This is a genomic window from Pseudomonas sp., assembly GCF_030150285.1.
GTDB lineage: Bacteria > Pseudomonadota > Gammaproteobacteria > Pseudomonadales > Pseudomonadaceae > Aquipseudomonas.
Genome location: NZ_JASLGE010000033.1, coordinates 1 through 15,058, shown reverse-complemented (window position 1 = coordinate 15,058; position 15,058 = coordinate 1). Strand labels below are relative to the sequence as shown.

The following is a 15,058-nucleotide window of genomic DNA, read 5'->3' as shown; positions in this document are numbered from 1 at the left end:
GAAAATGTCCGCGTTTGATACCTTGCAAGTGTTTCAATCCATGAGCCGCTCGCCCAATGCCCGCCTGGAGCATTGCGCCGAGCTCGGTGACGGTATGGCCGCAGCCTTGTGGACCAACAGCCATGATGCGCGCGACTACGAAGCGCCGACCCACCACACCTTGTCATGCTACATCTCAGGCGGCACCGGCACCTTTCGCCGCGAGCAACCGGGGGAAAAAGGTGCGCCGGGCAAACTCTGCGTACTGCCCGCAGAGCATCAATCGGCCTGGGTCATAAACGGTGAAATCCGTCTGGCCCATGTGTATGTCAGCCAGGCGCAATTCGCGCTGGGCTGCATCCGCCTGCTGGACCGCGAACCGCGCACGCTGCAATTACGTGAATTCACCTTTTTGGACGATGAACAGCAAACCCGGCGTTTTCAGCAATTATTGACGCTCAATTGGGCTGAACCGGGCGAGCGCCTGCTCACCAGCAGCCTGGCCAACGAGTTGCTGGACCACGCGGTGCTCAGCCAAGTTGGCCTGCGCGACGGGTTGCGGCTCAAGGGTGGATTGGCCGCGCATCAACAGCGCTTGCTGATCGAGACCATCGAACACCAATTGGCCGAGCCCTTGAGCATCGGCCAACTGGCGGCGCAGTGCGCGTTATCGCCCTATCACTTTGCCCGCATGTTTCGCGAAAGCTTCGGCGTGCCGCCCCACCAATACCTGTTGGCCCGCCGCCTGGAGCGGGCGCGAGCATGGCTGCGCAACAGCTCAATGAGCCTGAGCGACATCGCCCTGGCTTGCGGCTTCACCAGCGCCAGCCATTTTGCCAACCGGTTCCGGCAAGCCACTGGCGCAACGCCAGGGGCATACCGCGCGGCGTTCAAGTCTTGACCGAACACCTTGTAGGAGCGAGCTTGCTCGCGATCTTTAGCTGTTAATGCCAAGCCTATTATCGAGGTAATTTCGGCTTAAAACTCCACAGTGGTGGCGATGGAGACTTGTCGCGCATCGCCCATGGAGACAAACATCCGGCTGGCCGATGAGGTGTAGTACACGCGGTCAAAGAGGTTTTTGACGTTAAGCTGCACGTTGACTTTTTGCCCTTCAATCCGGGTGTCGTAGGTCGCAAAGGCATCGGCCACGGTGTAGGACGGCAGGTCGAAATCATTCAACGCATCACCCGCGCGCTTTCCGACATAACGCGCACCGCCGCCAACCCGTAATGTGTCCCCGCCCAACACCGCACCCACGTCATACACCGCCGACACCGAACCGCTATTTTTGGCCACGTTCTGCAAGCGCATCCCTTGGTAGGTAATGTCTTTGGTCACTTCGGCATCGGTGTAGGCGTAACTGCCGATCAGGCTCCAGTGGTCGGTCAATTGACCGCTGAGGTCCAGTTCCAGCCCGCGCGAACGCACCTGGCCCGCCGTCGAATACACCGTTTCAGCCCCCACGGTGGTGGACACCAACACGTTGCGCTTATGAATGTCATACAGCGCCACGGTACCGGTGATACGCCCCGGCATATCCAGCTTGGCCCCCAGCTCCCACGCCTTGGACTGTTCCGGTGCAATGGCCGAGTCCAGCACCACGCCTCCTTCGAGGGGCGCGATGCTGGAGTTGGGCTTGAACGATTCGGTGTAGCTGCCATAAAACGACAGTTCATCGGTGTAGCGGTACACCAGGCCGGCACGCGGGATCCACTTCACCCCGTTGGTGTCGGTGCTGGTCTTGAACGGAATGTTTTTACCCGCCAGTTGGTCGTACTTCTGAAACCGCGCACCTGCCACCAGAATCCATTGATCGGTGAGGTGAATCGAATCCTGGGCAAACACCGAATCACTGCGCAACAGGTCTGTCTGGTTGCTGTCTTTGGCGCTGACGGTGCTGCCCGCTTCTTCGCGGCCATAAATCGGGTCAAGGTAGCTGAACGGGTACTGGCTGTTCTGGCGGATCAGGTCGGCGCGGTAGATTTTGCGGTACTCATCATCCACCCCGAACACCACGTCATGTTGCAGGCCGGCGGCCTGGACCGTGCCCTGCAGGCTGACCGTAGCGAAACGGTCAGTGGTAATTGCGTTGCGGGTGCCGTCCATTTTGCGGGTCAAAGTACCCGTTTTGGGGTTCATGTCGGTCACTCGCACCTGGCTGGCGTCGTAGGTTTCACGGTTCCAGCTGTAGCCAAAGTGGGCTTTCCAGTCGTCGTTGAGGTCATGATCGACTTCAAGGCGATACAGGTCCGAGCGCCCTTCCATGTTGTTGAAAGGCTCATCAAGGCGGCGTGTGGCCGGGATATCCAGCGGGTGGTTGGTGGCTTTGTTGATGGCCGTGCCGCGATCGAACGGGGTCAGAAACTCGCGGTGTTCGTAAGCCAGCAACACCTGGGTGTTGTCACCGTACCAGGCCAGCGATGGCGCAATCAGCGTCTCGCGGCGCAGGCCAAAATTGCGCCAGTAATCTTCGTCTTCATGGTCGAGGATCATCCGGTACGCCAGCCCCGAGGCACCCAGCGCGCCGGTGCTGTCCAGGCGGCCACCGCTGCCGTTCTTGCCCGAGCCGTAGCTAGAGCCGCGCACGGTCAGTGCGTTGTACTGTTCAAGCTGCGGCTTTTTGCTGACCACGTTGACCACACCCCCCGGGTCCTGGATGCCGTAGAGCAGCGATGCCGGGCCCTTGAGCACTTCGACCCGTTCGGCCGTGGCGTTCAACGCCCGGCCCTGCACCAGCGGCATGCCGTCGCGCATGATCGAACCGTCGCGGTTGTCACCAAAGCCGCGCTTCATTACCGAGTCCTGAGTCCCCCCCAACGTGTTGCCTTGGGTGATGCCGCTGATATTGTTCAGCGCGTCGTCCAGGTTGCGCGGTGCCTGATCACGGAGCACTTGAGCGGCGACCACGTTGATGGTCTGCGGGACGTCCATGGACGAACCCGTGCCACGCATCACCGAAGCTGTGGCAGGCGGTTGGTAGCTGGTGGTGTTTTGTGCAAGGGACGTGATAGTGGTAGCCCCCAGGTTGAGGGCTCCGTCCGTGGGCCGGGGCTCGAGGGCAAAGGTGTTGGCATCGGTGCGCCGCGCCGTGAAGCCCGACTGCGCGAGTAACTGCTGCAAGGCTTGGTCGGCACTCATACGCCCCTGGATGGCGGGGGCCTGCAGGCCCAGAGGCGCTTCGTCGGTATAGACCACACTGAGGCCGGTGACGCGGCTGAAGTCGTTCAACGCTTGAGGCAAGGGCTTGGCGGGTTGATTAAAATCAAACTGGGCACGGGATTGCTGATGCGCCACCTCGGCCGCCATGACGGTGCCCAGGGGGGTTAACGCTACCCCGGCCATCAGTACGACGGACGCACCCAACCCCTGTGTAACTGCAATTGCCCTGGACTTCATGCTCATGACCTGTGTGTCGACCTGATACGTAATGCGAATTTTTCGCATTTTCAAGCACTACACGGATGGCCTAGGGGTTTACCTCACCCCCACCCGAAAATAAATGTTCCAGCGCGTTATAAAGATCAATGACGTCGCCCTGTCGTTCAGCAATCCTGGCCATTGCGGCGGTCACGGCCGCATAAGGTTGCGGCTTTACGCCGTGGGCCGCCGCGATTGGCCAGCGTGGTTTAAGGGGCCCTTTAGATCAAAAGATCACGAGCAAGCTCGTTCCTACAGTCTTGCTCCTTGGGCCCGCGGCGTAAAACCGGCGCGAAACCCGCGTGGCTCAAGGGGTAGCCGCTCACACGTAGGAGCAGCCGGTCGACGCTCGATTGCTCGCGATCTTTTAAAATGAAGATCATGCGTTTTTGTGATTCAGCGCAGCACAATCACGCGGCCGAAGAGGCTGTGCTGGTCAAACCCGAGTACACCTTGCAGGGAGTTGATGACCGCTTGCGGGTCCTGGCTAGGGAAGCTGGCACTCACGCGCCGCTCGCCCAATGAGCGGTTGAGCAGCAGGATTTGCCCAGGGTAATAACGCTTGAGGTCAGCCACGACGTCGGCCAGCGGTGTGTTGGTATACGTCAGCCAGCCCGTGCGCCAACTCAGCCGCGCCTGACTGTCCGCCCCATGCACCGCCTCACTCACACCCGCGTCATAGGCCACTTGCTGGTTGGCGCTAAGAATGTGCGGCGGTGCGTTTTTGTCCGCCTTGACCCCCACCCTCCCGGACAGCACCGTGACCTGAGCGCCGTCGGGCTGCAGGCGCACTTCGAACTCGGTGCCCAAGACCCGCGCCTCGCCACCCTTGGCTTCCACCACAAACGGCTCGCCCGTGTGGGTCACATGGAAAAACGCCACGCCCCGGCGTAGCTGTACATGGCGTTCACCGCCGCTAAAGTTCACCGCGATGGCGCTGTCAGCGTCCAGCGTGACTTGGGATTGATCGGCCAGCGTGACGGTGCGGACCTGCCCCGGCGCACTCACATAATCGGCCCCCAGATCGTCCAGCCAGCGCGTCGGTTGCCACCCCGCGAACACCCCGACCATCAGCAGCAGGCTCGCAGCAACGGCCAACCCGCCAGACCTGTATGCCACACGGCTGCGCCGGGGCGTGTCCATCGCCCGCAAATAGCGCTGCATCGCCAAGGCGTCTTCATTCGCCAGGGTCCGGCCCGCCACTTCGCTCAACTCCCAGACGACTTGCGCCTGGGCATAGGCCTCGGCATGGGCCGGGTCTGCCTGCAACCAATGGCTGAAGGTGGCTTGATCGCCGCTGTCGGGCTGGTCGTGCAGTACGCTCAGCCACGCCAGGGCCGTGCGTTCTTGCTCGGGGGTGATGGGGGTACTCGAACGATGGTTCACGACGCAGTCCCTGTCGGCGGTTCACGCAAGCTGGCCTTGCAGGCTTCCAGAGCCCGCATCATATGTTTTTCGACAGCACTTTGGGACACACCCATGGCCTTGGCGATGTCGGCATAGGTACGACCGTGAATGCGGTTAAGCAAAAAAATCTGTCGCGTGCGCTCGGGCAAACGGCGCAACGCTGCCTCAACCTGGCGCAAATCCTTGCCGGCTTCGAAAGCGGCCTGCGGCTCGCAGCTTTCGGTGTCCGGCTCGGGTTGCCAGTGCTGGCGGCTGCGCTCACGCGAGCCTTCGGTGCGTAAATGGTCGATGGCAATATTGCCCGCGCACCGCAGCAGGTACGTGCTGAGCTCTTCCACCTGCACCAATGGCCGGCGCCAAAACCTGAGAAACAGGTCCTGTACCAGATCAGCCGCCGTCGCTCGGCAGCCCACACGGCGACTGACCAGCGCTTCCATTTGCGGGCGCTGAGACAGAAACACCTGCAAAAAATGCGCACGCCCCTGGGGCGCGTCACTGCCAGGGCCGGGGGCGTTCTCAAGTTCGGGAGGCGTCATGGAGATCGAGGTGAGGGTCAAAGAAAAACAATACTAATGATAAATATTCTCATAAGCAAAAGCAGATGACGGGCTGCACTCTTCAAGACGGCTACCCGTAGCATTATGACAAAAATCCTTCAGAGGTCCGTACCACGGGCCTTTGCCCTCCCCCAAAGGCTGACCTTGATCATGCGCGTGTGATTATTCCTGAAATAGTGCTTGAAATATTTCTTCATCGGCTCAAACACTGTCATTGAGCGATGACGGTGAACCTTTGACCACCCAAGGCCGTCACACCTCACTCGAGCAAGCAGAAATAAGGGAAGCATTATGCAAATTAACGTCTTTTCCGATAACCGCATCAACAGCGACCAACGCACTCAAGAATGGGTAAAACAAACTGTTGAAGTTACGCTCGAACGCTATTTGGAGAACCTGAGCAGCGTGGAAGTCCATCTCCATGATGAGAATGGCGGCAAATCCGGTCCCAAAGATAAGCGTTGCAACATGGAGGCTCGGCCAAAAGGACACCAACCGATTTTTGTATCCCACGACGCTGACTCGCTGACACAAGCGGTCGAGGGGGCAACCGCAAAGCTGCACAACGCTCTGCAACACCTGTTCGGCAAGCTGCGTGGCAAACACGCCGATAAGCTCGCCGTTGAAGGGTTCGAAGAAAAAGAGCCTAAAGAAAGCATCGATGATTTGCTGGAAGAAGAATTTCTGGAGAAAGAAAAGCAACTCGATAAAATCAGTTGATTCAGCCCTGAGGGCTGCCCAGTCCTGAACCAGGTTTACACCTGCTTCAGTCTCAAAACGCCCGATGCATTGCCTCGGGCGTTTTGTATTTCAAGGCCAGATGGACCGACCCTCGGTGCCAACGCGTCGCCAAGCCTCTTTAAAGCACAACTCGCCTTTTTCATCCGCCGTCATTGACGGCCTGCTGACTTGATCAAGTTTGATCATCAAACTCATCACTTAACGTCAGTCCTGCCTGGCTCTGTGCCACCCATTCTCGTCCTGCGCCCCCGTAAATACAGCCTTTCCAACCGTTGGCACAGCCTGTGCAAACGGTCTCTGATGCCTGGCCGCGCTTGCGTACCAGCCCTATAAAAAAAATGATCAGAGGCCTCTCCATGTCCAATACCGTTAAGCCAAATGTTGTTCAACTGCCCCCTGAACCCCATGCCGCCATCGTTGACCAATACGCCCTGCACGGCGGTCACATTGGCATCGGCGAAAACGAGTCACCCTGGGTGCCATTCGGCGACAGTGCTGCCATCCGTCACCTCAGCTTTGATGTTCGCACCGGCAGTGTCTGCAACATTCTATGGGTCAAGGGTGGCGGTCGCATCGGCACCCATCGCCACCGCGCTGCCGTCTCAGCCGTCACGCTTGAAGGCAGTTGGGGCTATTACGAATATGACTGGATTTCACAACCCGGCAGTTTCGTCTACGAAACGCCAGGCACTGCGCACACGCTCTATTCCGACAACCCTGAGGGCATGAAAGCTCTTTTCTGGATTCACGGCCCCATCGAGTTTTTTGACGAACACGGCAATCACACCGAAACAACCGACGTTTTCTGGTTCATCAATCACTACGTCAGCCATTGCGAAAAACATGGCTTGCCAATCAACAAGGCGTTGTTTCTATAAAGGGTGATTCGCATGAAATTTTGGGAACGATTTTCCGTAGAAGGCCTGACCTGCGTGGTCACCGGGGCCGCCAGCGGCATTGGTCTGGCGTATGCCGAGGTCATGGCCGAAGCGGGTGCCCAAGTCACCCTGCTGGACATTGATGGTGCGTTGTTGCACGAACAAGTGACTCGCCTGAAGGCCCAAGGCCTGGTCGTACACGGCGAAGTCGTGGACGCCACCGATCGCTCGGCGATGTATGCCTGCTTCGAGCGCATCGGGGAGCGCTACGGCCGACTCGATGTGGTGTTCGCCAATGCTGGCATCGACTCCGGCCCAGGCTTTCTCGACAGCGACGGCCAGCGCTGTGAGCAAGGTGCCCTGGAAAATATTGAGGAAGCCCATTGGGACAAGGTGCTGGCAACCAATCTGACCTCCGTGTTCACCACCTTGCGGGCAGCCGTGCGGTTGATGAAACCCAAAGGCTCTGGACGCATCATCGTCACCACCTCAAACGCAGCAATGATTAACGAAGCGATCGTCGGCACGCCCTACATGCCCGCCAAGGCAGGGGCAGCCTCGCTGGTGCGCCAAGCCGCCATGGAGTTGGCTCGCTTCGGCATCAACGTCAACGCCATCGCCCCCGGCCCCTTTGTCACCAATATCGCCGGGGGACGGCTGCGCAATCCCGCAGACCGTGCCGCATTTGCACTGCGCGTCCCTCAACACCGAATTGCCAGCACCGAAGAGATCAAAGGCCTGGCGCTGTTCCTTGCCTCACCCGCCGCAAGCTACGTCACCGGCGCTCAAATCGTGATTGACGGCGGGCAAATGCTCGGAAGAGTTGATTGAGGAAACCAGGATGCAAGCAATTGTTTTCAAGGCTATACAGCAACCTTTACAGCTGGCCAACCTACCCACTCCGACACCTCGGCACGATGAGGTATTGATCGAAGTGTGTCGTTGCGGCATCTGTGGCAGTGACCTGCACATGACACATGACCCGGCGTTCGCCATTGCGCCGAATACTGTCCTGGGCCACGAATACACTGGCCGCGTGGTCGAATGCGGGTCACAGGTCAGTGGCCTGCGCGTTGGTGACCACGTCGCCGTGGCCCCGCTGCGCGGCTGCGGGCAGTGCGCCAGTTGCCGCCGGGGCGAGCCCGCCTGGTGTTCCGATTTCAGCCTGCAAGGGGGTGGTTTTGCCGAGTTTGCCACTGCCAAGGCTCACCAATGCGTGGTGCTCCCATCCAGTATCGGCTTGGCCGACAGCGCACTGGCTGAGCCACTGGCTGTGGCGCTGCACGGGGTTATGCGCGCGCGGCTGCGTCCAGGTGCCAAGGTTTTGATCCTGGGGGCAGGTGCCATTGGCTTGGCCGTCGCTTTTTGGGCTCGGCGCTTGGGGGCAGCCCAAGTCTGCATCACTGACCTGGGAGAATGGCAGCGCGAACGCGCTTTGCACCTTGGGGCCAGCGCCTTTCTGGTGAATGACAGCAGCCTTGATAGGCGTATGGCCGAAAGCCTGGGAGCCCCTCCCGATATTGTCTTTGAATGCGTCGGCCGCCCGGGGTTGATTGCCCAGGCCATCGAGTACGTGCGCCCTCGTGGCACGGTAGTCATCTTGGGACTGTGTACCGCGCCAGACAGTTTTGTGCCCTTTAAGGCGCTGTCCAAGGAGGTCAACCTGGTGACCTCAGCCTTCTTCAATCTCGACGAGTTTCGCGCGGCCATCGACGTACTCGATAGCCCTCATGCGCTGCCTTTGGCGATGGTTAGCAACACCGTTTCGCTTGCGCAAATGCCGCAGGCTTTTGAAGCGCTGAGGCAACGCACTGATCACTGCAAGGTCATGGTCGCCCCACAACTTTCCTGATGTTTTCAACCTGCTCGCCGCCTCTGGGCGGCGAGCACTCTAAACCTGTGCTGGAGAATCAACATGAGTGTTTACACCCACGTCACGGTCGGCAGTAACGACTTGACCAAAGCGCGCCAATTCTACGACATCGTGCTCGGCCAACTGGGCTTGACCAGGCTAATGGACTTGGAAGAAAACGGTTCGATCTGGGGCGATAAAGCCCCCGCCTTCTTCGTGCTTCGCCCCGCCAATGGTGCGCCAGCAACGGTTGGCAATGGCGTGACCGTAAGCTTCCAGGCACCCACTCGCGAAGCCGTGGCAAACTTTCACACCGCGGCCATCTCCGCTGGCGGCAGCTGCGAAGGCCTGCCTGGCCCACGCAGTTGGGCACCGCACGCCTACGCCGCCTATGCGCGCGACCCAGATGGCAACAAGCTGGCCGTCTATTGCTTTGAACCCGCCTGATTCTGCCTGGTCAATGGCCCACACCTGCGGCAACCGCCGCCGGTGTGGGCTCATGCGTTATAGCCCCAATGCCGTGCCCAAGTCGTACATGACCTCCAAAGCAATGACCGCACCGTTGCTGCTCACCCGTGCCTGTGGGTTGTAAAAGTTGTCCGGGTTGAAGACATATTGCACGCTGGGCTCCAACGCCAGGTCGCGAGTCACCTGCCAATGGGTATTGAGCTCAATGCGCGAGACACCGCGCCGCGTACGCTCATCCTCCCCCGTCGCCAGCAAGCGCGCTTGCTCCTGCCACTTCGCCTGACGCGCCCCAAGGAGCAAATAACTGGCCTTTAAATTGATACTGTTCTGAGGCCGATCAAAAACTCCCAGACGGGTGATGCCCACCTCGGCGAAATGCTCAAACGGCTGTATGTCATCGGCGCTCCACGACCAAGAGCCGAACCATTGCCACGCTTTCTCCGGCACGCGCGCATCGCCCTCGCGTGCCAGGGTTTGACGAAATTTGAAAAGCAACCCACTGCTGCCCCAACGAGACTTGCCATCTAGCGGGTCGGTCTGCTCGCCGCTGTTGTAAAAGCCATTGAGTTCATAGTGGTAGGCATAGGGCGTCTGGTCGAAACCCTGCTCAGCGCCCCATCCGGCCAATATCGACACACCGCTGGCATCGCCCGGGTCCCAATCAAATCCTTTGGTGTCCTTGAAATAATGCTGTGGGTTGGACTCGAACACGCCAGCATGCACATACCGTCCCTGGTCTGCTCGATAGCGCGAATACAAACTCCAACTGCCATAAGGGAACGGCAAAATACCCGTGGAGTTATCGATGACAGGATCGTTGCAGGTCACCACGTTATTGCAGTTGGACATGTAGAAGTGCTGCTTGGCATTGCTACGCCCCACCACCCACTCCAAACGGTCTTGCAACAGGCGTTGATTCCAAGTGAATCGCGCCAAATAACCGGAGTCGATGTCGTTGTGCATGGGCGCTCCGGCAAAAAAGCTACCGGCCTTGCCCTGCCAACTGTCCTGAGCCGGCTGACCTTCGCCACGCATCCACGGAAAGAACACGTACTGAAAAGACACTGAAGCCCCTTCGATACCTGCCAACTTGGCCATATCCGCCTCGGCCCCCGTGAACACGTTGCCGCTGTTGCCATACCGATAGGGCTGCGGGCCAGTGTTCAGGTTCTTGACCGAGAGGTTCCAGACCTGCAGGTTGAGTTTGATCGCATCCTCGGGTAGCAGGGGCTCAGCCATTAACGAGGTGCTGGCAAGGGACAGGAGTAATGCTGACAGCCGGGTAAGGCAAACCCCGGGCATAGGCATGCCGCGATGCTTAGCAATCATGATGCTCTCTCTATTGTTGTCATTATCAAGAGCGGCCATCCGGCCGCGAGAGCTACATCGCAAAGGCTATGCCAGCACTGCCGACCACCGGAAACACCCGTAAAACCGGGCGTTTGGTGGCCTTTGTGGCGAAAAACATTTGATCAATTCAATCGGTTTTGATCATCCTCAATGATCAAGCCAAACCATAGGTCTTGAGCCGATACGCCAGTTGCGGTCGTGTCACACCTAATTTGCGCGCAGCCGCCGAGAGGTTGCCCGCGCAGGCTTGCAGCACTTGCCGGTAATGCTCCACTTGCTGGCACTGGATCGATTGCTTGAGCTGCGTCACGGGTGATGCGTTTAGATCCAACTCGGTCCCGCTGGCCTGAGGCGATGACACGCCCAAGCTCCCGTCGCCTCCTATGCTCAATCCTGGGCGCGGTGCCTGTTCACCCTTGGGAAACAGGTGCTGCGTTCGAACTGAAGCATTGTTGGGGGCGGCAATCACCCCGCGCTCCACCAGATTTTGCAGCTCGCGTATGTTGCCGGGGTAATCGTGATTGAGCAGAGCCTCAACGGCTTGCGCGCTGAAACCGGTCACCTGCTTGCCATGCAGCGTTGTGAAGTGGTTAAAGAAATGCTCCATCAGCAACGGTATGTCATCACGACGCTCTCGCAACGGCGGGAGATGAATAGGAAAGACGTTGAGTCGGAAAAACAGATCCTCACGAAAGGTACCCTGAGCGATAGCGGCCCGCAGGTTGATGTTAGTGGCCGCCACCACCCGCAAATCAACTTTGATGGGCTTGCTGCCTCCCACTCGCTCGATCTCCCCCTCCTGCAAAGCCCGTAGCAGCTTACTTTGCGCACTCAAGCTCAAGGCCTGAATTTCATCGAGAAACAGCGTGCCACCCGAAGCGCGCTCAAAGCGCCCGGCCCGGCCTTGAGTTGCCCCTGTGTAAGCACCCTTTTCGGCACCGAACAATTCGGCCTCCAACAGGTTCTCCGGCAGAGAAGCACAGTTGACCGCCACCAACGGCTGATCAGCTCGCGGGCTGAGGCGGTGCAAGCATTTGGCAAAGACTTCCTTGCCGACACCTGACTCACCGCTAAAGAGCACCGTGGCACGCGTGGGGGCTACCTGCGCGATCTGATGGCGGGCCACGCTGAATGCCGCCGAGATGCCCACCATATCGTCCTGCACCGGCAGGCTGCTGATGGTGGTGGTCGCTGGGATGCTGGCAGGCTGCGCCGCGTCGTTCTCCGTTGAGGACCAGATCGAATTCATCCGGATGAAATGGGCCGGGTCCCAATAACGTTGGGCCTCACTGTGTTCATGGTGAGGCAAGCGGTCGGCGGTATCCCCAACAATTCGACAGATGTTGCCACCTGCCGCAACGCATTCCACTTCGCGGTACACCACCAGCTTGCCAATAAACGCGCTGGCATAACCGGCCGCGTAACCCAGGGTCATCCAGCAAACGGCCTCGTCACCAATACCGTAGTGCCCAATATGCTCATGGGCTTCGCGCGAGTCATGCCACAGGTATTCGCCATGAAAATGGCCTTTCTCGATGTTCAGGACCAGGTCGACCGTTTCGACTCGCACCATGCCTTGCAAGGCATGCAGACGGCCCCCGGCAATGAATGAACTGCGCTCGTCGCCGCTTGGCCAGCGCTTGCGCACCAAGGCGGCATCCTGGGTGCCCGCGGAGTAACCAATACGCATCAGTATGCGCTTGGCCCCCTCATGGCCAACGCTCTCGATCAATTCCTGGCGCAGCGCCCCCAGAGCCGTGGAGTGCAGCATGACCATGCTCTGATCATCCAGCCAGATACGCGCATCCTCATCGGAAAAGCGCAGAAACCGCCGAAGGTCTGCGGGTGTTGGGGCGCAGGTCTCATAGCCTTGCACGAGGCGAGCAGCCTGATCATGGGTAACCGTCTGGGGCGAGTGACTCATGCAATCTCCTAATTATTTTTGTTTTCCTCCGCGCACGTGGCCGCGAAGAAAATTGGAGGCATCGGATTTGATCATCAATTTTTCCCACCTTCATCAACAAAGATCAAGGCAGAGGTTCTGAAGAACCTTATAAAACTATTTAAATACAACAACTTAGATAATTAAATGAGTGCTGGCCTGCCCTTTGCTATGTCATTGCCGACTGAGGTGTGACCCGCATCAGTCAACCCATAACAATAATCATGCCGGAGATTCACCATGCGCCGCTGGTTCTCTCATTATGAAAACCGTCTGTTGTTCGTTCTTAGCCTGAGCTTTGGCTTTGTTTTCTTTGATCGAAATGCCATGAGTTTCCTGGCGCCCTTCGTGGCGCAAGACCTTAATTTGAGTAACACCCAGATCGGCCTGCTGGTCTCGGCACTTTCCCTGACTTGGGCCGTGTCGGGCTACCTGTTGGGTGCCCGGTCTGACCGCAGCGGTCGTCGTAAAGCGTACTTGCTGGTGGCCGTCATTGTCTTTTCAGCTTGCTCATTCATCTCCGGCCTGGCGGGTTCATTCTTCATGCTGCTGGCCGCACGCTTATTGATGGGCGTGGCCGAGGGGCCCATTCTGCCTATCTCGCAAACACTGATGGCCATGAACTCGACCCCGAAACGACGGGGCCAGAACATGGGCATCATGCAGAACTTCGGCAGCAACCTACTGGGCTCATGCCTTGCCCCGCTGGTGCTGGTGGCAATCGCCAGCTATTACGACTGGCGGATGGCTTTCTTTGTGGCCGGGATCCCCGGATTGATTGCGGCTTGGTTGATCTGGAAGTACGTTCAAGAGCCTAAAGCCATCATCGCCCCTGTTGCGACAGCGATAACTGCGCCTACCCATGAAACGTGGCGTGATCTGCTGCGCTATCGCAACGTCTCGCTGTGCATGCTGATTGCTTGTTTTTATGTGGCGTGGATGGTGCTGGGCTGGGCCTTTATGCCGATGTACTACATGAATGAACGCCATTTTAGTTCAACAGAAATGGGCATTCTGATGAGTGTACTGGGTGCCAGCGCAACGGTTTTCAGCTACATCGTGCCCGCACTCTCAGACCGCTTGGGACGTCGAACCGTGGTCGTCGTGTTTTCCTTGATCGGCGCGCTCACACCGTTGGCGGCCCTGTACTTCGACGGGCCTTTCTGGATGTTGTGCCTGATTCTATTTCTGACCTGGTCTGCCAGCGGAGTGGCACCTATTTTTATGGCCACCATCCCTTACGAAACAGTCCCCGCGCACCGCATCGCTGCTTGCGTTGGGTTGGTGATGGGCGTAGGGGAAATCGTCGGTGGTGTTCTGAGCCCGATCGCCGGCGGATGGTTGGCTGACATCGCCGGGTTGAGCGCGCCTCTCATGCTGCAGGCTGCTTGTGCAGTGGTCGTGGGCCTGATAGGCCTATGGCTGCTCGAAACCGCACCCTTGCGCGCCAAGCCTGCGCAACAGGACGGGCTAACGGTCAAAGATGCGACCCTTCCCTGAAGGCAACGTACTGAGAGGCGCGCTCCAACCCGTCACGGGGGCGTGCGGCTTGAGGCCTGCGCGAACAGCGTAGTACGTCGAAGGCGCAAGCCAAACAGTCAGCAGCAGATGAGCATAATCCGCTGCTGGCCCACCGCCGTTCACGGGTTAAATAACTCGGTGACAGCTCCGGCGAACAGGCGTCCAAGCTCAGGTCGCAGATGGGTATTGTTCATACCCATCAAACGCCCTGTCTCTTGAAGTTGTTCTATTTGGTCAGCCGTTAGCGCTCTGCACGCTCTCTGACGGATGGATATTTCGAGGAAGAGTATCTAACAACAAGAATTGAAAACGCCAACAACAAGACACCACCGCACACATAAATGATGCCCATATCAGGAGCATTATGATGTGAAACATCACTGATCAATAACCGAATCAATGCAGTGACGCCGATATACAACAAAAACCGCAGAGGCATGTGGTTAGTTTTAAAATAAATCCCGCTCATCGCCAAAAGTTCAAGGTAGATGAACAATAGTAAAATATCATCAACGCTTATTTTTTCTTGCCCAAGCATTCCAATAAATGCGCTTATCGCAGCCCAAACGGTGATGGCAGCAATGCCAAAAAGCGCAAGGTAATGAAATGACTCGACCACCAGATTTCCAATTGAATCAGCGCCATTGTGCAGGCTTTTGCGCAACCGTTCCGCCCATTGAATTTGACTCATGCCTTATACCCTCTCAAAGAAAAAATGCTTTCTAGCCGTCCTCGCGCCTGCCAAGCCACAGCAAAGCGAAGCGTTTCAGTACGTTTAAAACCAAAAAATAAAATCTTAGGGTCTGTACGAAATGTTTTCGAGCGAAGGTTAGGCAAGGCGAAAACAGGCGAGGAAGCGGAGTTTACGGGTTGTAAATGAGCATTCCGAGCCTGTTTTCAACGCCGCATAACCGAGCGCAGATACATTTCGTACAGAGCCTAG

At 58.0% G+C, this 15,058-nt stretch carries 13 protein-coding genes; 7 read left to right on the top strand and 6 right to left on the bottom strand.

All coding sequences use genetic code 11. From position 1 onward, the window contains the following. The first annotated feature begins 4 nt into the window (after nt 1–4). The gene (locus tag Q1W15_RS07585; RefSeq protein ID WP_300725761.1) at nt 5–880 is read left to right on the top strand and encodes a helix-turn-helix domain-containing protein; all 876 of its coding nucleotides are present in this window, start codon (nt 5–7) and stop codon (nt 878–880) included. 77 nt (nt 881–957) lie between these two features. Here Q1W15_RS07585 and Q1W15_RS07580 read toward each other — a convergent pair whose 3' ends face one another. The 3 genes from Q1W15_RS07580 to Q1W15_RS07570 all read right to left on the bottom strand — a co-directional run bounded on the left by Q1W15_RS07580 (nt 958) and on the right by Q1W15_RS07570 (nt 5,342). Then, entirely contained in the window at nt 958–3,378 is a 2,421-nt protein-coding gene (locus Q1W15_RS07580) for a TonB-dependent receptor (protein ID WP_300725758.1), read from the bottom strand. A gap of 417 nt (nt 3,379–3,795) precedes the next feature. Continuing rightward, complete coding sequence (locus tag Q1W15_RS07575; protein ID WP_300725755.1) at nt 3,796–4,785, bottom strand: FecR family protein; 990 nt, start codon at nt 4,783–4,785, stop codon at nt 3,796–3,798. Then, complete coding sequence (locus Q1W15_RS07570; protein ID WP_300725752.1) at nt 4,782–5,342, bottom strand: RNA polymerase sigma factor; 561 nt, start codon at nt 5,340–5,342, stop codon at nt 4,782–4,784. The genes Q1W15_RS07575 and Q1W15_RS07570 overlap by 4 nt, the downstream gene beginning before the upstream one ends. A 312-nt stretch (nt 5,343–5,654) precedes the next feature. On the opposite strand from Q1W15_RS07570, the gene Q1W15_RS07565 reads away from it, so the two are divergent. The 5 genes from Q1W15_RS07565 to Q1W15_RS07545 all read left to right on the top strand — a co-directional run bounded on the left by Q1W15_RS07565 (nt 5,655) and on the right by Q1W15_RS07545 (nt 9,281). Then, entirely contained in the window at nt 5,655–6,083 is a 429-nt protein-coding gene (locus Q1W15_RS07565; RefSeq protein ID WP_300725749.1) for an HPF/RaiA family ribosome-associated protein, read from the top strand. 377 nt (nt 6,084–6,460) lie between these two features. After that, a complete protein-coding gene (locus Q1W15_RS07560; protein ID WP_300725746.1) occupies nt 6,461–6,982 on the top strand; it encodes a 2,4'-dihydroxyacetophenone dioxygenase family protein in 522 nt (173 codons plus the stop codon). A gap of 12 nt (nt 6,983–6,994) precedes the next feature. Then, complete coding sequence (locus Q1W15_RS07555; protein WP_300725743.1) at nt 6,995–7,813, top strand: SDR family NAD(P)-dependent oxidoreductase; 819 nt, start codon at nt 6,995–6,997, stop codon at nt 7,811–7,813. A 10-nt stretch (nt 7,814–7,823) separates the two neighbouring features. Then, the gene (locus Q1W15_RS07550) at nt 7,824–8,834 is read left to right on the top strand and encodes an alcohol dehydrogenase catalytic domain-containing protein (protein ID WP_300725740.1); all 1,011 of its coding nucleotides are present in this window, start codon (nt 7,824–7,826) and stop codon (nt 8,832–8,834) included. 63 nt (nt 8,835–8,897) lie between these two features. Beyond that, the gene (locus Q1W15_RS07545; RefSeq protein ID WP_300725737.1) at nt 8,898–9,281 is read left to right on the top strand and encodes a VOC family protein; all 384 of its coding nucleotides are present in this window, start codon (nt 8,898–8,900) and stop codon (nt 9,279–9,281) included. Between the two features lie 57 nt (nt 9,282–9,338). Here the strand turns inward: Q1W15_RS07545 and Q1W15_RS07540 are convergent, their stop codons facing one another. Both Q1W15_RS07540 and Q1W15_RS07535 read right to left on the bottom strand, forming a co-directional pair. Continuing rightward, nucleotides 9,339–10,631 carry a carbohydrate porin gene (locus Q1W15_RS07540; protein ID WP_300725734.1) on the bottom strand — a complete coding sequence of 431 codons (1,293 nt, stop codon included), beginning with the start codon at nt 10,629–10,631 and terminating at the stop codon, nt 9,339–9,341. A 175-nt stretch (nt 10,632–10,806) separates the two neighbouring features. After that, the gene (locus tag Q1W15_RS07535; RefSeq protein ID WP_300725731.1) at nt 10,807–12,576 is read right to left on the bottom strand and encodes a sigma-54-dependent Fis family transcriptional regulator; all 1,770 of its coding nucleotides are present in this window, start codon (nt 12,574–12,576) and stop codon (nt 10,807–10,809) included. 258 nt (nt 12,577–12,834) lie between these two features. On the opposite strand from Q1W15_RS07535, the gene Q1W15_RS07530 reads away from it, so the two are divergent. Then, the gene (locus Q1W15_RS07530) at nt 12,835–14,094 is read left to right on the top strand and encodes an MFS transporter (RefSeq protein WP_300725728.1); all 1,260 of its coding nucleotides are present in this window, start codon (nt 12,835–12,837) and stop codon (nt 14,092–14,094) included. Nucleotides 14,095–14,356: 262 nt separating this feature from the next. Here the strand turns inward: Q1W15_RS07530 and Q1W15_RS07525 are convergent, their stop codons facing one another. After that, nucleotides 14,357–14,806 carry a phosphate-starvation-inducible PsiE family protein gene (locus Q1W15_RS07525; protein WP_300725725.1) on the bottom strand — a complete coding sequence of 150 codons (450 nt, stop codon included), beginning with the start codon at nt 14,804–14,806 and terminating at the stop codon, nt 14,357–14,359. Nucleotides 14,807–15,058: the final 252 nt, after the last annotated feature.